This window comes from Neobacillus sedimentimangrovi (genome assembly GCF_010614825.1).
Lineage (GTDB): Bacteria > Bacillota > Bacilli > Bacillales > Cytobacillaceae > Neobacillus > Neobacillus thermocopriae.
On record NZ_JAAFZF010000048.1, the window covers coordinates 1 to 20,443 of the forward strand.

Annotated in this window: 19 protein-coding genes and 1 rRNA gene; 1 reads left to right on the plus strand and 19 read right to left on the minus strand. The window is 38.4% G+C overall.

The window, feature by feature from the left end:
- Positions 1-217: ribosomal RNA gene (locus GZA11_RS13490) — 16S ribosomal RNA — on the minus strand; the annotation flags it as partial.
- 350 nt (positions 218-567) lie between these two features.
- On the minus strand, positions 568-1,110 hold the full coding sequence (locus GZA11_RS13495) for a hypothetical protein (protein ID WP_038538366.1): 543 nt from the start codon (positions 1,108-1,110) through the stop codon (positions 568-570).
- A gap of 86 nt (positions 1,111-1,196) precedes the next feature.
- On the opposite strand from GZA11_RS13495, the gene GZA11_RS13500 reads away from it, so the two are divergent.
- Positions 1,197-1,787 (plus strand): TetR/AcrR family transcriptional regulator, encoded by a 591-nt coding sequence (locus GZA11_RS13500; protein WP_038538363.1) that lies wholly within the window; start codon positions 1,197-1,199, stop codon positions 1,785-1,787.
- A 262-nt stretch (positions 1,788-2,049) separates the two neighbouring features.
- Here GZA11_RS13500 and lysS read toward each other — a convergent pair whose 3' ends face one another.
- The 17 genes from lysS to GZA11_RS13585 form a co-directional block, all read right to left on the minus strand.
- The gene (gene lysS / locus GZA11_RS13505) at positions 2,050-3,534 is read right to left on the minus strand and encodes a lysine--tRNA ligase (RefSeq protein ID WP_038538360.1); all 1,485 of its coding nucleotides are present in this window, start codon (positions 3,532-3,534) and stop codon (positions 2,050-2,052) included.
- A gap of 218 nt (positions 3,535-3,752) precedes the next feature.
- The gene (dusB, locus tag GZA11_RS13510) at positions 3,753-4,745 is read right to left on the minus strand and encodes a tRNA dihydrouridine synthase DusB (RefSeq protein WP_038538357.1); all 993 of its coding nucleotides are present in this window, start codon (positions 4,743-4,745) and stop codon (positions 3,753-3,755) included.
- Between the two features lie 33 nt (positions 4,746-4,778).
- The gene (locus GZA11_RS13515) at positions 4,779-4,979 is read right to left on the minus strand and encodes a helix-turn-helix domain-containing protein (protein ID WP_038538354.1); all 201 of its coding nucleotides are present in this window, start codon (positions 4,977-4,979) and stop codon (positions 4,779-4,781) included.
- Entirely contained in the window at positions 4,931-5,458 is a 528-nt protein-coding gene (gene folK, locus GZA11_RS13520) for a 2-amino-4-hydroxy-6-hydroxymethyldihydropteridine diphosphokinase (RefSeq protein ID WP_163184200.1), read from the minus strand. The genes GZA11_RS13515 and folK overlap by 49 nt, the downstream gene beginning before the upstream one ends.
- A gap of 2 nt (positions 5,459-5,460) precedes the next feature.
- A complete protein-coding gene (gene folB / locus GZA11_RS13525; protein ID WP_038538347.1) occupies positions 5,461-5,820 on the minus strand; it encodes a dihydroneopterin aldolase in 360 nt (119 codons plus the stop codon).
- On the minus strand, positions 5,813-6,649 hold the full coding sequence (gene folP, locus GZA11_RS13530) for a dihydropteroate synthase (RefSeq protein WP_163184201.1): 837 nt from the start codon (positions 6,647-6,649) through the stop codon (positions 5,813-5,815). The genes folB and folP overlap by 8 nt, the downstream gene beginning before the upstream one ends.
- 348 nt (positions 6,650-6,997) lie before the next feature.
- A complete protein-coding gene (gene cysK / locus GZA11_RS13535) occupies positions 6,998-7,927 on the minus strand; it encodes a cysteine synthase A (RefSeq protein ID WP_038538341.1) in 930 nt (309 codons plus the stop codon).
- 390 nt (positions 7,928-8,317) lie between these two features.
- Positions 8,318-9,205: a peptidyl-prolyl cis-trans isomerase gene (locus GZA11_RS13540; RefSeq protein WP_163184202.1), complete on the minus strand. Its 888-nt coding sequence runs from the start codon at positions 9,203-9,205 to the stop codon at positions 8,318-8,320.
- Positions 9,206-9,246: 41 nt separating this feature from the next.
- The gene (gene hslO / locus GZA11_RS13545; protein ID WP_038538336.1) at positions 9,247-10,125 is read right to left on the minus strand and encodes an Hsp33 family molecular chaperone HslO; all 879 of its coding nucleotides are present in this window, start codon (positions 10,123-10,125) and stop codon (positions 9,247-9,249) included.
- Between the two features lie 33 nt (positions 10,126-10,158).
- Positions 10,159-10,926 carry a type III pantothenate kinase gene (locus tag GZA11_RS13550; protein ID WP_038538334.1) on the minus strand — a complete coding sequence of 256 codons (768 nt, stop codon included), beginning with the start codon at positions 10,924-10,926 and terminating at the stop codon, positions 10,159-10,161.
- A 100-nt stretch (positions 10,927-11,026) separates the two neighbouring features.
- Complete coding sequence (gene ftsH, locus GZA11_RS13555; RefSeq protein ID WP_163184203.1) at positions 11,027-12,973, minus strand: ATP-dependent zinc metalloprotease FtsH; 1,947 nt, start codon at positions 12,971-12,973, stop codon at positions 11,027-11,029.
- A 113-nt stretch (positions 12,974-13,086) separates the two neighbouring features.
- Positions 13,087-13,626: a hypoxanthine phosphoribosyltransferase gene (hpt, locus tag GZA11_RS13560; protein WP_231315204.1), complete on the minus strand. Its 540-nt coding sequence runs from the start codon at positions 13,624-13,626 to the stop codon at positions 13,087-13,089.
- A gap of 23 nt (positions 13,627-13,649) precedes the next feature.
- Entirely contained in the window at positions 13,650-15,035 is a 1,386-nt protein-coding gene (gene tilS, locus GZA11_RS13565) for a tRNA lysidine(34) synthetase TilS (RefSeq protein WP_163184204.1), read from the minus strand.
- A gap of 129 nt (positions 15,036-15,164) precedes the next feature.
- The gene (locus tag GZA11_RS13570) at positions 15,165-16,175 is read right to left on the minus strand and encodes a protein kinase domain-containing protein (protein WP_163184205.1); all 1,011 of its coding nucleotides are present in this window, start codon (positions 16,173-16,175) and stop codon (positions 15,165-15,167) included.
- Positions 16,144-16,881 (minus strand): VWA domain-containing protein, encoded by a 738-nt coding sequence (locus GZA11_RS13575; protein WP_038538322.1) that lies wholly within the window; start codon positions 16,879-16,881, stop codon positions 16,144-16,146. The genes GZA11_RS13570 and GZA11_RS13575 overlap by 32 nt, the downstream gene beginning before the upstream one ends.
- Positions 16,882-16,974: 93 nt before the next feature.
- Positions 16,975-19,449, minus strand: a complete 2,475-nt coding sequence (spoIIE, locus tag GZA11_RS13580) for a stage II sporulation protein E (protein ID WP_038538319.1) — start codon at positions 19,447-19,449, stop codon at positions 16,975-16,977.
- A 334-nt stretch (positions 19,450-19,783) separates the two neighbouring features.
- On the minus strand, positions 19,784-20,443 hold a 660-nt coding region (locus tag GZA11_RS13585; RefSeq protein WP_268926773.1), incomplete at its 5' end, for a group II intron maturase-specific domain-containing protein.

Genomic DNA, 20,443 nt, shown 5'->3' on the forward strand with positions numbered 1-20,443 from the left:
GAACCGACTTTCAGCACCCCCTCATGCGAGGGGATGAATTATCCGGTATTAGCTCCGGTTTCCCGAAGTTATCCCAGTCTTACAGGCAGGTTGCCCACGTGTTACTCACCCGTCCGCCGCTAACCAACAGAAGCAAGCTTCTATTGATCCGCTCGACTTGCATGTATTAGGCACGCCGCCAGCGTTCGTCCTGAGCCAGGATCAAACTCTCCAAAAAAAGTTGATTTAGCTCATAAAATTAACGTTGGTTTCGTTTCGAAAGAAACGAATGTTGTGATTTGTTGACGTTTTTGTTTGTTTAGTTTTCAAAGAACAATTTACTCCGCCGCTCAAGCGCGACTTTTTTATTATATCAAGTCATCAACCCGAAGTCAACAACTTTTTTCATCTTTTGTTTTAAAAGTTTGTTGTCTTGCAACAACAGATATTAATATATCACCATAAATGATCCTGTGCAATAGCTTTTTTATATTTTTCTAGCTAAATATCAAAGTTGTAATTTTCACTCACTTTAATTCTTATTTATTGCATAAGAAGCCTTCCTGAATATTTCAAGAAGGCTTCTTTTCACATATTTGCTTTTTCCTTTTTAGGCCAAATCGTGTAACTAAAACTGATGATAAAATCGATTATTAAAATCATGGTCCAAGTTTTAATTAGACTTAGTAAGTTTTCTGTTCTTGAAGGTTCTCCAATTGACCATACCATTAGATACAATAATGAACATCCAATGAACCATGCAAGAAGATGACGAAACCACCCTATCCTTTCTATTCTCGCATGCTCTGATCCATATTTTGGTCCCTTTTTTGGTTTGGCACCGCCTGCCAACCAATAAGCAAATCTTTCATCCGCCCACTTTATCATTCGATGACCATAGACAATAGTCACTCCAATATAAATTGCTGCTAAACCATGGAATGTATTGGCTGTAGCTCCATTTTTTATATCCATGACAGTTACTATAATTAATAATAAATCAATTAGTGGTGTACTTAGCAATAAAAATCCCCCGAGCCTTTTAAGTTTTAATAGATATCTAAAGAATAAACCTGATATAACAAAAACCCAAAAACCAACTTCAGCAGCCACGATAAACCAGCCAATCATCAGATACACCCCTCGTTTTAATACAGTTGTATTAAAACTAATTTAACACATTTGTATTAAAAAAAACAATAAGTTATAATGTAAACATGCCAAAAATTGTTGACCATGATAAACAGAAACAAATTGTCGCTGAAGCAGCCATAAGAGTTATTAAGAAGGAAGGCATAGAGCAGGCAACAGTTAGAAACATTGCGAAGGAGGCGAATTTGTCGGTAGGTTCACTGCGACATTACTTTTCAACCCAATCAGAACTCTATGCCTTTACCATGAACTTTGTTTCAGAAAGAGTAAAACAAAGAATAAAACGGATGAATTTTGATGGTCCACCGATTGTGGTAATAAAAAATCTATTAAAGGAATTTATTCCATTAAATGAGGAAACCCGCGTAGAAATGGAGGTTTGGCTTGCTTTTACAACAAAAGCACTTGTCGATCCATACTTACAACCTTTAAGTGAGAAAGTGTATGATGAATTAAAATTTGTCATGAGTAGTATTATTGAGAAACTCATTCAGAATGGTTTAACAAAACCACATATTAATCAAGACCTGGAAACGGATCGGCTATACGCATTAATTGATGGACTAGCCATGCATATCATTATGCACCCAGATAAGATATCATCCGATCAAGTGGATTTAATTATCGAACACCATCTTCAGACCCTATGTAAATAGTCGAGTAGTAATGACATTATTAAACTTGGCTATTCTTTTTCCAGCACATCGGTTTCTGCGGCGGTTAAAGGGCCAAGATAGGAAAAATAAATTATATATCATATAGTGCAAGAACTGATTTGATGATCACTAGTGAAGGACGGAAAAAGAAAGCAACTCGAAAATAAAAGGTATGTGCTAGAACATTTTTATCGTCCGAAATTTAATTCCTTATCTTAATAAAAAAAGTGCCGAAGATCGGCACTTTTTCACTAGGTTTATTTTATTTATGTCGCATAAGCGGGAATAGAAGTACATCACGGATAGATGGAGAATTTGTTAAAAGCATGACAAGACGGTCAATACCAATACCTAGTCCCCCCGTTGGAGGCATACCATATTCCAACGCTTCGACAAAGTCTTCATCCATCATATGAGCTTCATCATTACCTTGTTCACGTTCTTTTAACTGCGCTTCAAAACGTTCTCTTTGATCAATTGGGTCATTAAGCTCTGTAAAGGCATTTGCATGTTCACGGGCTACAATAAACAATTCAAATCGATCAGTGAATCGTGGGTCTTCATCATTTTTCTTTGCTAGTGGTGAGATTTCTACTGGGTGACCGTAAATAAATGTTGGCTGAATCAGCTTATCCTCTACTTTTTGCTCAAAGAACTCGTTAACAATGTGACCATAAAGCATATTATCGTTAATTTCGACTCCATGTTCCTTAGCAAGCTCCCGAGCTTCTTCTACACTCATTTCCTTCCAGAAGTCCACACCAGTATATTCTTTAATCGCATCTACCATATGAAGTCTTTTCCATTTAGGCTTGAGGTCTACCTCATATTCACCATATTGGATAGTTGTAGTTCCTTTTACTTCTTGAGCAATATGGGCAATCATGTTTTCTGTCAAACTCATGATATCTTGGTAATCGAGATATGCTCCATACAGCTCCATCATTGTGAATTCAGGATTATGGCGAGTAGATATTCCTTCATTCCGGAAAACCCGGCCAATTTCATATACTTTTTCAAGACCTCCGACAATCAATCGTTTTAAATGCAATTCAATTGCAATACGCATATATAATTGCATATCAAGCGCATTATGATGCGTGATGAACGGGCGTGCTGATGCTCCACCAGCAATCGCATGCATCATTGGTGTTTCAACTTCTAAATAACCTTGTTCATCCAAATACCGGCGCATAGATTGAATGATTTTACTACGGGTAATAAATGTTTCCTTGCTTTCTTGATTCATAATCAAGTCAAGATAACGCTGACGGTAACGCTGTTCCACATCTTTCAAACCATGAAATTTTTCTGGTAGCGGACGCAGTGATTTTGTTAAGAAAACAAAGTCTTTTACCTTAATAGATAGCTCGCCCACTTTTGTCTTAAAAAGTGTACCGTGAACACCGACGATGTCTCCCAAATCGGAAGAGTCAAAGATTTCATATTGATCTTCACCGACAGTATCTTTTCTTACATAAATTTGAATTTGACCAGTTAAGTCTTGAATATGAGCAAAACCAGCTTTACCTTTTCCACGTTTGGTCATAATCCGGCCAGCAAGAGAAACAGAAATGTTTTTCTCTTCAAGTTCTTCTTTTTCTAATTCTCCATAAGTGTTAATTAAATCGATACTGCTATGGGAACGCTCGAAACGCTTACCAAATGGGTCAAATCCCTTTTCCCGCAACATATTCATTTTGTCCCGTCTTACCCTTAATTGGTCATTTAATTCTTCATGACTCACAACTATCAACTCCATTAATCAATTAATTATGTAAAACGCATGAAATATCGCGCAAGTACCAAAGACGGCATACTTCTATTATTTTACACAAATCAATGTATTCAGACATCAAAAAAGTAAATCAATACAATAAAAACTGCCAGTAATTCCACTGGCAGCTTAACAAGTAAACAAAAATATTATAGGAAATGATACTTTTATTGTCAAATAATCCTACTTCAACCGACATTAGCTTCTCTTGCTTCAACTTCAGCAACCAATTCGTTTAACAGAGTTACTAATTGGTCTCGAGTATGACACTCATTAATAGCATTTCGTACTTTTGCATTACCACGTATACCTTTTAAATACCACGCAGCATGCTTACGCATTTCCCTAACCGCAATATCCTCATTTTTCAATGCAATCAAGCGATCCAAATGTAGGATACAAACATCGATTTTTTCTCGAACAGATGGTTCTCCTATTAACTCGCCTGTTTCTAAATAGTGTACTGTTCGATAAATCATCCATGGATTTCCAAGTGCAGCCCGGCCAATCATAACGCCGTCAACACCTGTTTCATCCAGCATTCGTTTTGCATCCTGTGGGGTACGAACATCCCCATTTCCGATAACAGGAATATTCACTGACTGTTTTACTTCACGAATGATATCCCAGTTGGCTTTACCCTCATACATTTGAACACGGGTACGTCCATGGAGAGCAACCGCCTTACCTCCAGCACGCTCAACCATCTGTGCATTCTCAACCGCGTAAATATGATCATCATCCCAGCCCATTCTCATTTTTACGGTAACTGGTTTTTCTACAGCATCAACGACGGCAGATACCATTTCATAAATTTTATTTGGATCAAGTAGCCATTTCGCTCCTGCATCACACTTCGTTATTTTCGGTACAGGGCAACCCATATTAATATCAATAATATCGGCATTTGTATTTTTATCAACAAATTTAGCAGCCTCAACCAGTGTTTCTTTTTCCCCACCAAAGATTTGCAAGCTTAATGGCTTTTCACGCTCATCAATATAAAGCATATTCAATGTTTTTTCATTATTAAATACAATCCCTTTATCACTAACCATTTCAGCACATACTAATCCAGCTCCAAACTCTTTAACCGTTAAACGGAACGCAGAGTTACAAACACCGGCCATTGGTGCTAAAACGACTGGATTTTTAATCTCAACGTCGCCAATTTTTAACATCCAGTTAACCTCCTTTTCCTATTGATTTTATTATTAAAGAACAAGGTCCTCTTTCGTTATTTTTAAAGATTGAATAATTCTTTCAAGTAAATCATCAGTAGGTAGACGATTCCCCCGCTCAATCTCTCCTAATATTGAAACTGACACTCCCAGTTTCTTTGAAAAACCTTCCTGTGTATAGCCTTTTAATTTTCGATAGGCTCGAATACGTCTTCCCAATTTATCAGCTTCCATACTCTGACTCCTTCTTTATCAGGTAATTCATTGATCCATTCTTCAAGTGATTTATCCATACCCGAAAGTTGAAAATCAGGATTTATTTCATAAAGTGGAATCAAGACGAATGCTCGCTGAAGCATTCTTGGGTGCGGAATAATAAGATTCTTTGTTTTCATATTTTCTTGATTATAGGTCAAAATGTCAAGGTCAATAGTCCGCGGCCCCCACTTTATTTCCCTTTTCCTTCCAAGTTCAGTTTCTATTTTTAAACACCTATCCAGTAATTCCATAGCCTCTAAAGCCGTGTTAACCTCAATTACCATGTTTAAAAATAAATCCTGTTCTTCGTAGCCGACAGGATCTGTTTCATACAAAGAGGAAAAATTTACCAATTGGATATCCCCATCTTTGGTCAAACATTTTATCGCTGTCATTATATTATCATAACGGTTTCCCATGTTAGAGCCAAGGGCAATAAATGCTTTATTTCCCACTTTTATCTTCTCCTTGTAATTTCTACCGCAACAGATTGGTAATGCCCCGGAATTGGTGGATCGGGTTTAATTACTTTTATCGTTACCTCTGATACTAAAGGAAATCCATCCAAAACAGCCCCGGCTATTTTTTCAGCCACTGTTTCAACTAATTTATATGGCTTACCCTCTACAATTTCTTTGCAAACCTGGTATAACTCACCATAGTGAACAGAGTATTCTAGTTCATCGGTTTGTCCAGCTTTTTTTAAATCCACCGCCACCATTAAATCTACTTTAAAGCGCTGCCCTAACGCGTTTTCCTCTGGAAATACACCGTGATATCCATAAAATTCCATTCCATTTACATAAATTTTATCCAATATAATCACCTTTTCCGATCAGAGCATCCATCATTTTGGCCATTCGGCTCATTTCCTTCACATCATGAATACGGATTATTTGGCATCCTTTTTGAATGCCATAGCAAACAGTAGCCCCTGTGCCTTCCATTCTTTCATGAACAGGAAGATTTAAAGCCTGTCCGATCATTGATTTTCGAGATGTTCCTAGCAGGACAGGATAACCTAGCATGACAAGCTTGTCTAAATTTTGCATCATTAACAGGTTCTCCTGATAATCTTTTGCAAAACCAATACCCGGATCTAAAATAATATTTTCATCCTTCACCCCTGCCTTTTTTACAATGGCAATACTTTCGTATAGATCATTTAATACATCTCTAATAAAAAATGAATAATTTCGATCCTTTCGGTTATGCATGAGAATGATCGGCACATTGTATTTTGCTGCAACAGCACCCATTTGATCATCTGCCTTTGCTCCCCAAACATCATTTATGATATGAGCACCGGCTTCAATAGCTCTTCTTGCCGTTTCTGCTTTATATGTATCGATGGATATGGGAACCTGAACATGTTTTGATACCGCTTCGATAATTGGGATTACACGCTTTAACTCTTCCTCTACAGAAACTGGTTCAAATCCCGGCCGAGTAGACTCGCCGCCAATATCAATAATATCGGCACCATTGGCCACCATTTCTTTCGCCCGCTCCACTGCTAAATCTACTCTATTATATTTTCCCCCGTCTGAAAATGAATCCGGCGTAGCGTTCAAAATCCCCATAATAATCGTTTTTTTACTCGTATCCAAGGTATAGGGTCCGCATTTAATCATATATTCCTTCATCCATTATCCTCCCATGCTGCAAAAATCAATCATATTTGAAATTGTACCATAGTTTTTAATATTATATCAGAAAAGTGGCAGCCCCCTAGTCAGCTGTGTATGGCCTCCTCCCAAAAGCTAACGCTTTCGGTCGTGCGATGCTAATGCTGCCGGAGCATTCCTTGTGGTGGCCTCCAACTGAGATATAGGAAACACGAAGAGATGAAGGAGATTCGATGTTAACTTATCGTAGGGCAGAGACAGAAGGCTTCTCACCGAGGCTTGAGATAGACAGTTCTCGAATTATAAATAATCTTCTAACTTTAAAAAAAAGGGACATCCAGCAGTTGCTGGTGTCCCTATAACTTATTATTCAGCATCATATTGGTATAATGGTGTACTTAAATATCGTTCACCGTTGTCTGGAATAACCGCAAGTACCTTTTTACCTCTTCCTAATTGCTTTGCTACTTTTAAGGCCGCAGTGATCGCTGCTCCAGAAGAAATACCGCCAAGAATCCCTTCTTCTCTCGCCGCACGGCGTGATGCATTGAAAGCTTCCTCTGTGCTAACTTGGATGACTTCATCATAAATATCAGTATTTAATGTATCAGGAACAAAGCCTGCTCCAAGGCCTTGGAGCTTATGCGGCCCTGGTTTTCCACCTGAAAGAACTGGAGAATCCTGTGGCTCCACTGCATAAATTTTAATATTCGGGAACTTTTCGCGAAGAACGCTTCCTGCACCAGAAATTGTTCCCCCTGTACCAATACCAGATACAAACGCATCTAGATGATCCATTTGTTCCACAATTTCTTTACCTGTCGTTCTTCTGTGAACTTCAGGGTTTGCTTTATTCTTAAATTGTTGTGGCATGAAATACCCTTTTTCTGCTGCTAGTGCTTCCGCTCTAGCAATGGCACCCTTCATTCCCTCAGGTCCCGGAGTTAATACTAGTTCAGCACCATATGCACGAAGAAGGTTTCGTCTTTCTAGACTCATAGTTTCAGGCATAACAAACACAGCACGGTAGCCCTTCGCAGCGGCAACCATCGCCAACCCGATTCCTGTATTACCGCTGGTTGGTTCGATAATCGTATCTACACCTGGTTTAATCAAACCTTGTTCTTCCGCTGCTTCAATCATCGCTAATGCAATACGATCTTTTACACTGCTTCCAGGGTTAAAGTATTCAAGCTTTAAATAAACTTCTGCACTGTCTTCATCTACTAATCTGTTTAATTTGACAATTGGTGTTTGGCCGATTAAGTCGGCAATTGAATTAGCAACACGAACCATATAGGCACCTCTATTCCGAGTATTTTTATTGGATTTATAAACAATGTACCAATGATCACCTGGTTTTGTCAATCATTTTACAATAAAAATGTAAAAATTGTTTGAATTTAAAAAGAAAAGCGAAAGCACCCTGCTTAGCGGCGTATGACCTCCTCCCAAAAGCTGTCGCTTTCGGTCGTGCGATGTCCATGCTGCCGAAGCCTTCCTTATGGAACTCTCCAACTGAGATATAGGAAACACGAAGAACCGAAGGTGAATCGATGTTGACTTATCGTAGGGCGGAGACCGAAGGGCAATAGACGCTAGGGCGCTGGAGCTAGACATTTCTAAAAAAGATACTTTCTATCTTCATAAAAGAAAAACACAGAAACTAATTCTGTGTTTTATCAATTATTTTGTTTTTCCATAGAACCATTCGACCTTTGCCTCTTCCCAAAGAGTTTCTACAGATGCTGATGTTTTTATTTGTTCAAGGGCCATTTGCCTACGGATTTGGCTTCGGACTTCCTTAAACGAATAGTTCTTTCCCTTTATCTTTTTCTCTAGCCATAACAATATATATCCGTCTTCTGTCTTAAAAGGTTTACTATAGGTTCTATTTTTTAACTTTTTGGCAATCTCGACATACTGGTCGGGATAACGTTTATCCCTTTCAGTAAGAAACCCAATATCTCCGCCTTCATTCGCCGAGAACTCATCAATGGAGCGTTCCATCGCCAATGCTGAGAAACTTGAACCTTGAGACAGTTCCTTGCACGCATCTTCCGCTTCTTTTTTTGTTTTTACTACAATATGTGACAAATGATAAACTTCGGGTATATTAAACAAATCTTTATGTTTGTCATAATATCCCTTTAATTCCTTCTCGGAAATGATAACGTCTTTTGTTAAAAGCTCCTCTAATATAAGGCTGTTACGAATTTGTTCCTTCCATTGTTTTTCGTCCGAAGCACTTTTTGATTCAAAAGATTGATTGGCTTGCAGAAGCAGAAATTCTCTGTCAATCTCTTGCTTTGATATGTTTATATTATTTTTTTTTGCCATGACCTGTATAACTTCCCGGTTGATCAAATCCTTTAACACTTCTTTACCGTACCTAGCTTCCAATTCGTTTAGCCACTTTTGTCGTGTGATGGATTGCTTTCCTACTGTTGCCACAACCTCATCATTATGAAGTTCCCTATTTACACTATTTAATTTAAATAGAAAAAATACAATGGTTAAACAATTAAGGATGATAAGGCCAGCAATGATCAACCGAAGCTGCTTTTTCCCCAACCTTTAACTCCCCCAATACAAAAAGCCCTAGCGGCTGTAAGCTATTTTGCTTCTTTTTTCAGTTCTTCAAGTTCTTCTTTCGTAAAGAGGTATTTTTCATTACAGAAGTGGCAATGCGCTTCAGCCTTTCCTTCCTCCACAATTATTTCATTAATTTCCTTCGCACCTAACCCGACGATCGCATCGGCAAAACGCTCTTTAGAACACGTACATTGGAAACGAACCGGCATGGTTTCTAAAATTTTTGCCTGTCCTTTACCAAATAACTCATCCAAAATGTCCTCTGGGGTTAGACCACGTTCAATTAATTTAGAAATTGGCGGAATCGTTTTTAAACGTTCTTCCAATTGTGTAATGACTGCATCTTCAGCTCCAGGGAGAACCTGTAAAATAAAACCACCAGCCGCTAATATGGTATCATCCGGGTTCACTAATACTCCTACTCCAACACTAGAAGGAATTTGTTCTGATGTCGCAAAATAATAAGTAAAGTCCTCACCTAACTCCCCAGAGACTAGCGGAACTTGGCCAGAAAAGAAATCACGTAGCCCGATATCTTTTACAACTGATAACATACCTTCCGTCCCGACCGCACGGCGGACATCAAGCTTTCCGTGTTCGTTCGCTTCAAAATCAACATGAGGATTGGTAACATAACCGCGGACTTCCCCCTTGGCATTCGCATCAACAAGAATGGGGCCAATAGGTCCACCCCCATCAATTTTTATGGTCAGCTTCGCATCCCCTTTAAGCATTGCTCCCATCATTACCCCTGCGGTCATCGCGCGGCCAAGTGCAGCTGAAGCTGTGCGCCAGGTTTGATGACGAGATTGCGCCTCACTAATGGTTTCAGTTGTACGCACCGCATAAGCTCTAATCGTACCGTTATAAGCAAGTGCTTTTACTAAATAATCCTTCATAATAAACCCCTTTCTTTATACTATTCCATTAGGTTATCCTACATTTCGCTTATAGATAAGTTGTAAGCCCTTTAATGTTAAAAATGGATCAACTACATCAATAACCGTAGACTCCTGTGCAATTAAAGTAGCAAGGCCACCCGTAGCAATAACAGTCGGCTTCTTTTCGCTCTGATCCATCATCCGTTTAACAATACCTTCAACCTGTCCTACATAGCCGTAGACAATTCCTGCCTGCATCGCTGCCACGGTATTTTTTCCAATCACACCCTCAGGACGAGCTATTTCAATCCTAGGGAGCTTGGCAGCTTTCGAATATAATGCTTCTGTCGAAATTCCCACACCAGGGGCAATAGCTCCTCCCATGTACTGGCGGTCTTCGTTCACATAACAATACGTGGTTGCCGTCCCAAAATCAACAATGATAAGTGGGCTACCGTATTCATGAATAGCGGCAACAGCATTAACAATTCGGTCTGCCCCAACTTCTCTAGGATTTTCGTATTTAATATTTAAACCTGTTTTAATACCAGGGCCAACAATGAGTGGCTTTATGTGAAAATATTTATGGCACATTCTTTCTAAGGCAAACATAATTGGAGGGACGACAGATGAAATAATAATCCCATTTATATCTGAAAATGCCAGACCTGAATAATCAAATAATGCTTTGATGTTCATCCCAAACTCATCTTCTGTTCGGTTCCTACTTGTCTCTACGCGCCAATGATATTTCAATTCATCATTATCATAAACACCTAATACAATGTTTGTATTTCCTACATCAATAACGAAAATCAAACCGATCACTCACTTCTACAGATTTTTCTTTTTTAACATGGCAACATCATACCACATCTAATGCAATATGAAAAAAAAGAGTGCTTCAATGGAAGCACCCTTATTTAGGCTCAATTTCATCGGATTTATTGGAAGTACCAGGTAAATCCTCATCTTTTTTCATATTAATTTTTACCTTCACATCATCTGCTTTTTTGGAAGGAGATTGAAAAGATTCAAGTTCAGCAGGATTTTCCGGTAATCGACCGTTTTCCACTAAATACCTAATCTGCTCGGCATTCAATGTTTCCACTTCAAGAAGTGTTTTAGCAATCAGATCAAGCTTATCGCGATTTTCAGTGAGAATCTGCTTACATCTTTCATAAGATTCTTTAATGATTCGCTGAATTTCTAAATCGATTTCATAAGCAATGGCATCTGAGTAATTTTGTTCATTGTGAAGATCACGGCCTAAGAATACTTGACCACCCTGAGACTGGCCAAACTGCAACGGCCCAAGTTTTTCACTCATACCAAATTCTGTAACCATCCGACGCGCAATTCCAGTTGCACGCTGGAAGTCATTGTGTGCACCAGTGCTCACTTCACCGAAAACAATCTCTTCTGCGACACGACCGCCCAATAATCCGACAATTTTATCAAGCAATTCCGGCTTAGTCATAAAATAGCGATCCTCTTTCGGTAGCATAACTGCATAACCGCCGGCTTGACCGCGCGGAACAATGGTAACTTTATGGACCATTTCAGCTTCATCTAGCACCAAACCAATCACTGTATGACCAGCTTCATGGAAAGCAACAATGTTACGTTCTTTTTCGGAAATAACACGGCTCTTTTTCGCCGGTCCAGCAATAACACGGTCTGTAGCTTCATCAATATCGGACATATCAATTTTTTTCTTATTTTGACGAGCCGCAACTAAGGCAGCTTCGTTTAATAAATTTTCAAGGTCGGCACCTGAGAAGCCAGGTGTACGCATAGCAATGTTTTTTAGATTAACCGATTCATCTAAAGGTTTATTGCGGGCATGAACCTTTAGAACTGCCTCACGTCCATTAACATCAGGACGGTCAACAGTAATTTGACGGTCAAATCGTCCTGGACGTAACAATGCAGGGTCTAGAATATCTGGACGGTTAGTTGCTGCAATAATAATGATGCCTTCATTTGCACCGAAACCATCCATTTCAACTAACAATTGGTTTAATGTTTGCTCACGTTCATCATGACCGCCACCAAGGCCGGCACCGCGTTGGCGCCCTACGGCGTCAATCTCGTCAATAAAAATAATACAAGGTGCATTTTTCTTTGCATTTTCAAATAAATCCCGAACTCGAGATGCACCGACCCCAACAAACATTTCTACGAAATCAGAACCACTTATAGAAAAGAACGGTACACCTGCTTCACCAGCAACCGCACGGGCAAGTAAAGTTTTACCCGTTCCAGGAGGTCCTACCAATAACACCCCTTTTGGAATGCGCGCACCTAGTTCTGCAAACTTCCGCGGGTCCTTTAAAAACTCAACAACTTCAACCAATTCCGCTTTTTCTTCATCCGCACCAGCTACATCTCTAAAACGAACCTTTTTCTTATCGTCGTTATAAAGCCTAGCTTTGGATTTCCCAAAATTCATTACTCGACTGCCGCCGCCTTGGGCTTGGTTAAGTAAGAAGAAAAATAAAATAAAAATAATCACAAACGGAATAATTGAGGTAAAAAAGGTAACCCAGCCGCTTGTTTCTTTAGCAGGCATGACTTCTACTTTGGAATCAGCATTTTGGATACTGTCAAGGATTCTCTCGCTGTTAGGAATATACGTGATAAACTTTTTGTCATTTTCTTCAAGCACACCGCGAACTTCAAAAACGCCTCGTTCCGGCTGCATAGAAAATGATTTAACCTTTCCATTTTCCAATTCCTGTACAAATTTATCATATGAAATATGATCGGTAGGCTCATTACTACCGTTAAAGAAACTAACAACGCCAATAATGACTAAAAATATTAATAAATAAAAGATGGTATTACGGAAAATCCGATTCATCTCTTACCTCCTCCCGCATAAACAAACTATATTAAATAGTATCATAGAAAATCTTGCTAATTCAAGGAATTACCCCTCGTACAGGATTTGTAGATGTAAGGCAGCAAGTAATACTACTTGCTATATACTTCCGGCTTTAATACACCGATATACGGAAGGTTTCTGTATTTTTCCTGATAATCCAGGCCATATCCGACCACAAACGCGTCCGGAACGATGAAACCAACATAATCGGCCTGAATATCGCTTTTTCTTCCACTTGGTTTATCGAGCAAAGTCACAATTTTGATGGATTTTGCTTTCCGATAACGGAATAAATCAACTAAATAACTTAAAGTCAGCCCACTATCAATAATATCCTCAATAATAAGAATATCTCTTCCTTCAACAGATGTATCTAAATCCTTAAGAATTTTTACTTCTCCTGAAGAAACCATTGCATTTCCATAACTAGATACATCCATAAAATCCATTTCCAGGTAACAATCCATACGCTTTAATAAATCAGCCATAAACGGCATTGCACCCTTAAGAACACCCACAGCAAGAGGAAAACGATCCTTATACTCTTCTGTTAATTGTGCTGCTAACTCCTTTATCTTATTCTGAATTTCCTCTTCAGAAACCAATACCTTTTCAATATCTTGGTTCATCATTTATTTATCCCCCTAGATGATCATTGCTTATATGTGATTATTAAATATTGATTCGCTAATTTTTCTGTTCCTTCGAACGAAGATTTCTTTAAGCCAGGAAGCCAAATAATGGAGCCATCACCATCAGTAACGACAGGCCACTCATCTCGCTCAGAAAGCGGGATTTTTTGGTCGATAAAGATATCTTTTATCTTTTTAGTCCCTTTCATCCCTTTTAATGTCATCCGATCTCCAGGCTTTCGTGTTCGAATAATGATAGGCCATTTTATCTTTTCTGCATTAAAGACTGCTTGATAAGGATGTGTCCCTTGCAATTCCTGACTATTGTATTGTATATGAATGACTGCTTCATTAGGCAGTACGACCGATCCCGGTTCTTTTAATTCAAAATAATACTCTTTTCCCTTAAATTGGTGAAACTGAAAGGTTAAATCAAGATAAGACCGTATAACCCTCAAATTATTAGGAAAATAGAGCTCACCAGATGGTCCTCCATAATGGATTAAGTAAAAAATTTGATCGATATGTACGGCAGATAGTTCTACTGTTTTCTCACGGTAAAGATAGTTTAATATTAGTTGAATCCCTCTTCTTTGTAAAGGTAAAGGCAAACCAAGGAGTTCCTGAATATTAATAGTAATTTTTTGCTCTTCCCTTATTTTCACTACTGTATTCATTTTTTCCTTTGTTAATTCCTGAAGAAAAGTTTCATCCATTTGCAATTCTTCACTAAAGCGCTGAAAGTGTTCATGAACTTTATGGTTCTCCGACTTTAAAAATGGTAGGACTTCATGCCGAAATCGATTTCGGCTATAGATACTTTTCTTATTGCTTGGGTCCATTCTCGGTGTAAGTTGATGTTTTTTGCAATACTCAAGAATATCAGCTTTGGTAAGACAAAGGAAAGGGCGAAATAAGGTACCAGAATGAAAGGATCTTGAAAAAGGGATCCCTGCTCTTGCAGTTCCAGTACTCCCTCTTGTCAGCCGCATCAGCACTGTCTCGATTTGATCATCACCATGATGTCCCAGTGCCAAGAAGGAGGATTGGTATTTATCCATTATCTTACCGTAAAAATCATATCTTGCTTCTCTGGCCGCAATTTGTGCGCTTTTTCCTTCTGCTTCCATAATTTCTGCCACATGAATCCTGGCCATTTCAAAAGGAATCTCGTATTGTTCACAAAAACGCTTGACAAATAATGCATCCTCAAATGATTCTTTACCACGAAACATGTGGTCCACGTGTGCAGCTATAATTGTAAGATTTCTCTTCCCTCTTTCTTTATGTAAATAGTAAAGCAGTGCCAATGAGTCTGGCCCTCCTGAAACACCTACGACAATTTTCATGTTTTCAAGCTTAAAACAGTGACGCTTTAGGAAGGCCTCGACCTTTGCTTCTAACATTTAAATACACTCTTTCCTAGATTCTTCATTATTTAGAATACCATTTAATATAACTTGCTATCAAAATATTGGCTTTCTAAAATATATGGGATTTCTTTCATACGAATTAGCAATAAAAAGGTTTCATTATTACATTAATTTCATAAATATATACAAGCCATAACATACGCCCAACACCATTCCGATAAGAAAAAATTCCATTAGCCCACTCTTTCTCTTTTTCTTCCGATAATCCTGTCGGCTGAGCGACGGATGATTGACATTAAAACTTTTCTGTATTGTCTGTTTCATTGGTCTGGCCATTGCTTGTTTATTGCCTGAAGAAACATCTTTGGAACTGTTGTTTATGATTGCTAATAAGTCTCTCCTCATTTGACTTGCTGATGAATAATGTCCTTGAAGCGCCTTTAAAAGCATTGTCTCATATCGTTTTAATTCCGGTTTTTGCCGAATTGCTTCTTTAAGCTGTTTGATTCCGCCTGTTGTTTTATTAAACCGTTTAGGATAAACTGTGTTAATCATAATCATCGCAGTGGCAAACAAATCATAAGTCACCTCTGCCTTTCTTGTCCCCAATCCCCAATAACCTCGGTCAAAAAACTCGGTAAATTCTTTAATAGCTCTTCCCTGAATAGTTGTTCCTCCGACATCAATGCATCTAATTTTAGGAGGCGGTCCGGTGACAATTAAGTTTTCAGGTTTTAAATCGCCAAAAACCCAGCCCTTTTCATGCATTTTATCTAAATCATTCAATAACTGTAAAAATAAAATAGGCGTCCACACATTTCCATTTTTTTGAATAAATGTAAGTAAATCAGGCCCTTTTATATACTCCATTGCATAGAAGGAAATACGAACCTGATTTGTTTGCCAATCATCTACATCAAACAAAGAAGGCCCGAGGGCTGACCCCTGGACCTTAGCAAAAGATTTTAATACATTTACCTCAGAGGTGATGGACATACTATTATCACTCATTTTCAAAGCGACTTGAGTGTTATTATGCTTCGCAAGGTAGACCACCCCATTTGCTCCAAATCCCAATTCCTTCAGTATCTTGTATTGATTGCCATGCCATCTCCCTTTTATGATCGTTCCAGGACTAACCTTACATTGATTCTTCCAAGTATGATTCATCATCATTAGATAAATAGCTCCTTAATGACCGTTTTTGGTTAAACGAGGATAAGGCAGTCCTTATTGCCGGTCCAGTAGGGGTAATTCCTCCCGTAGACAGTTTGGAAAAAATACTTGTCAAGCTTTGTAAGTTCGGCGTCCAATCAAGCAATTTTTCGACATCATTCTTTTTCCCAGGAAATACGAAAACAGCAAATTGATTTTCCCCTGTTCGGGCATTTAAACTTAACGATAGATCCAATAAAGCTTCCTTTACAGTTGGTAGCTTATGTTTCATGCTTGCACTGGTGTCGACAAGAATCAACACGTCCAATTCGACAGTTTCCCCTAACTCATCAACAACTTCCATTACCTCGCCTCTTTTTTCTGGCGGGAGGTCTTCCATCGTTTGCGAGCGTCCCAAAATTTGCTGTAATTCTCTGTTTACAACCCCTTGTATGGTTTGATTCATTGCTTTTTTTGTCACCATTTGCACAGTTTGTGAAAGCTGTTGCGCATACACTATTTGGCTGACTCCTCCACCGGCCATTGCAATTCCTTCAATTTCAGCCATACCTTTCTCATCAATGACGTCATGTTCCATGACACCGATCACATTAACCGTTATTCCTTGTTCTTTAGCAAGAGCCGCCATGGCAATTGGGTCTTCGCCATGATTAGAGCAACCATCAGTTATTAATAAGATTTGACGAATTTTCCCTGTATACATTACTCGTCCCCTCCACACATCATATTGGTACCATTTTCGACGTTGTGGAGGGGTTTTATACATAATTGGCCTGTATTTACATAAAATAGTCCATTACGCTCTTTTCTTTACTTTCTGTATTGGAATAGATGCCCATTTAGGAGTATTATGTTTTATTTTTGCAACCATTACAGTCATATCATCATCGATAATATCTGATTTGGATCGAATTACTTCTTCTAAAATTAAATCAGCTACCTCTTGAGGATCATCGGTTTCTAGTTCAAGCAGTTTTCGTTTCATCCATAAGTCATAGTTTTCAACATGTTTCGGTCCTTCGAAAACCCCATCACTCATCATAATTAACAAATCGCCGGCTTTTAACTGCTCACTGACAACATCCACTTCAAACTCTTGAAGAATCCCCATTGGTAAATTACTAGCTTGAATTTTAATAATTTTTTTCCCCCGTTTAATAAAGCTTGGAGTCGAACCAACTTTAAGGAACTTGGCAGAGGCATTTTTTAAATCAATCATGGCTAAGTCTAAGGTTGAAAAAATTTCATCAGTTGTTCGTAGAGAAAGAATGGAATTTACAGATTTAATAGCTAATGTTTCTTCTATTCCCGATTGAAGAATTTTTTGTAATAGTTGCAGTGTTTCCGTACTTTCATAATGGGCTCGTTCTCCATTTCCCATTCCATCGCTGATAGCAAGCGCCATCTTTCCAAAGCCTAATTCAATGGTCGAATGGCTGTCACCAGATATTAAACCTCCATCCTTGGCTGCATGGGCAACCCCCGTTTCAACAGTAAATGCCTTTGAAGACCTAAAAACGGTATGGCAAAATCCATTTGGATATGGAGCACATTCCTCCTTTTTCACTATAATGGTTTCCCCAAGAATATCGGAAAGCATCGGAGCAATGAGTTTTTCACACTCGCCATGTCCATTGCAAAATGGAACGGATATTTCAATATCAACATTACCTGGTTCAAGACTGTATATTTCTACATTTTCAATTTGAATTCCAAAACCTTGAATCGCCTCCATTATTTGTTCTTCCTGCTTGTAATAATTTTCCCTTTCTCTCTGTATTTCCTTTGCAAAGTTATTCATCACTTCCGAAACACCCATTAATTGGTCTGCCACCAATCTTCTACTCTCTTGTACTTTTTTCTTTAATTTTTGGTTTGCTTGATAAAAGGTTAACTCTTGCCCAATCGTTTCATATACTTTCTTCGAACGGGAGCAGTGTTTCTCCCATTCTCTTCCCAACCGTAAAGAAACATTTCCATTATTTTGATCCATTTCATGTATAATTTCTTCCATATAGGCATAGGTTTTACTAAAGTTTTTTGCCCAGCACTGTTCCTTTTTAAAGCAGGTTTGACAAGTTTTCTCCGTTACATAGCTCATAAAGAAATCCAATTCCCGTTGGCTTTCATCTTCAAATGGCTCTGAATCCATCTGTGAAAAGCTTTTAGAAAGGGCTTGAAATACATTTGAAAATTGTGAAACACGTTGAGCCGTAACATCCCTCATTTTTCTCATATATTTTTGCTGTTCAGCCGTGTGTTCCGGAGTACCTGGAATGTACTTAGCTAATCTGGATGTTAAAATTTGTGGTGTCAATAAGAATAATAATACAGCAACCGCGCTTTCCATTAAGGTCAGCTTTAAGGACCCACCCCCTTCACCGTACATTCCTATTAACAAGGTCGCAATGAATAAACCAATGGAAACTCCTATTTTCTTCCCTTCTTTTAATAATCCTCCTAAAACACCTGAAAAAGCCAATAGACTCATGTGATAGAAACTTGAAACACTTGCTAGGCTAAAAATAAGCCCCGTGACTACCCCTACTGTGGATCCCACTGTTGCTCCAGCAATAAAAGAAAAAATTAAAACTAAATAACGGGACATAATATGTTCAATGGACATATCGTAGACTTTCCAGCCAATTGTTCCAGTCATAATAGAAGCGAGCATAATAATTAAGCAGACGATTTCCTCTGTCTTTAATAATTGTCTTCTTTTATTAAAGGTTAAAAGAGGAATACTCTGTAAAAAAATTAGGGTTAGTATAAAAGCAAGGGATGCTTGAACTCCGATCATCATAGCATCATAAAGTGTTAGCTCCTTAGAGAAAATAAACGTCTCCGCCAACTTTCCCAACCCTAAAATAATTCCAACAAAGAAAGGCAGCGCTCTCATTTCGTTTGAAATCCATTTGCTACTAACCCGAAAGATGACTAAAAAACTGAAGGTTATTACAAAGGTGAATGCGGCATTTGATAAAGAAAGGGTAGTAGCACCCGCAATTAGTCCGATAAGGGCAAGCGGTGCCCGATCTTTTTTAATTAAATAAACAGATGCAAAAAAAGGAAGGCTAAATGGTGTCAACTTTGCCAAAATTAATGCCCGACCTAGCAAAAATCCAACAATTAATAAAAGGACTCCATTCTTAATAAAAAAAGACTCAAGCATTGTTTGGAATTTTTTTAAGCTTTTATTCATATCCCACTTTGATTTATGGAGCTTGACTTCCCCGATCGGTTCTATAAAACTAGCATGTGTCTTTTCCATAATCACACTCCCCATTCTTTCATCTTCGTTGAAATCTATTATAAGTTTAATAGATTCAAAATTTTGTCAAAATAGTGTGTGAATTTAAAAAAGTGTTCGACGGTTTTCACTATTTTCAATCAAATAATTTGATCTGCTCCTATTTAAAGTCAACCTTTTATCATTTTGTGGAACTAATTGACACCTTTTTTGGCTATTTGTATGTATGAGTGTTTCCAATTGTTGGTAGTAGAGAAACACCACATTTTCTATTTCTGCAAATCGAGTAGGAGGGGGTGACTAACCCCCGACCTCTCACACCACCGTACGTACCGTTCGGTATACGGCGGTTCTATTAAGATTGACGAAGAAATTCATAACGATCATATAGATTTTTCAACCCTCGTTGGCTCCAGTAGGTGTTCTCGAGGGTTTTGTGTAGAATTGGGCTGCAGGCAATTCTACAATATTTCTTTCTAGAGTTGCCCCATTCATGTGCTTTGTAGTCAGGCACACCTAAACCGATTAGTTTCCTCACTCTCGTTCTAGGATTTTTCCACTGTTTCCACTTACACATTCTCAGCCTTCTTCTTATCCATTTATCTAATTCTTTGAATTTGCTTGGAGTATCGGCTAAAGCGAAGTATCCGCACCATCCTATTAGATATCGGTTTAACCTTTCAATCCTTACTTCCATTGGAAGAGGTTTTGACCGTGAGGTAATCTCTCGAATCTTCATCTTAAAGCGCTTCATACTTTGTTGTTCAATTCGTACCTTCGGTTCTTTATTAATGGTAAAGCTGAAACCAAAAAATCTCCATTTCCATGGTCGGTCAACTGCTAACTTGTCCCTATTTACCTTCAACTTTAGTTTCTGCTCAATGAACGCCGTAATGGATTCCATTACACGTTCCCCTGCTTTTCGTGACTTTACATAGATGTTGCAGTCGTCCGCATAACGAACAAACTTATGCCCTCTTGCTTCTAATTCTTTATCCAATTTGTCAAGGATGAT

Coding starts and splice junctions, on each gene's coding strand:
- ftsH (WP_163184203.1), bottom strand. CDS start 12,973: ATGAATCGGATTTTCCGTAATACCATCTTTTATTTATTAATATTTTTA.
- GZA11_RS13570 (WP_163184205.1), bottom strand. CDS start 16,175: ATGATGAATCATACTTGGAAGAATCAATGTAAGGTTAGTCCTGGAACG.
- cysK (WP_038538341.1), bottom strand. CDS start 7,927: ATGGTTCGTGTTGCTAATTCAATTGCCGACTTAATCGGCCAAACACCA.
- spoIIE (WP_038538319.1), bottom strand. CDS start 19,449: ATGGAAAAGACACATGCTAGTTTTATAGAACCGATCGGGGAAGTCAAG.
- GZA11_RS13495 (WP_038538366.1), bottom strand. CDS start 1,110: ATGATTGGCTGGTTTATCGTGGCTGCTGAAGTTGGTTTTTGGGTTTTT.
- GZA11_RS13575 (WP_038538322.1), bottom strand. CDS start 16,881: ATGTATACAGGGAAAATTCGTCAAATCTTATTAATAACTGATGGTTGC.
- folP (WP_163184201.1), bottom strand. CDS start 6,649: ATGAAGGAATATATGATTAAATGCGGACCCTATACCTTGGATACGAGT.
- GZA11_RS13500 (WP_038538363.1), top strand. CDS start 1,197: ATGCCAAAAATTGTTGACCATGATAAACAGAAACAAATTGTCGCTGAA.
- hslO (WP_038538336.1), bottom strand. CDS start 10,125: ATGAAGGATTATTTAGTAAAAGCACTTGCTTATAACGGTACGATTAGA.
- tilS (WP_163184204.1), bottom strand. CDS start 15,035: ATGTTAGAAGCAAAGGTCGAGGCCTTCCTAAAGCGTCACTGTTTTAAG.
- dusB (WP_038538357.1), bottom strand. CDS start 4,745: ATGTTAAAAATTGGCGACGTTGAGATTAAAAATCCAGTCGTTTTAGCA.
- hpt (WP_231315204.1), bottom strand. CDS start 13,626: ATGAACCAAGATATTGAAAAGGTATTGGTTTCTGAAGAGGAAATTCAG.
- GZA11_RS13515 (WP_038538354.1), bottom strand. CDS start 4,979: ATGGAAGCTGATAAATTGGGAAGACGTATTCGAGCCTATCGAAAATTA.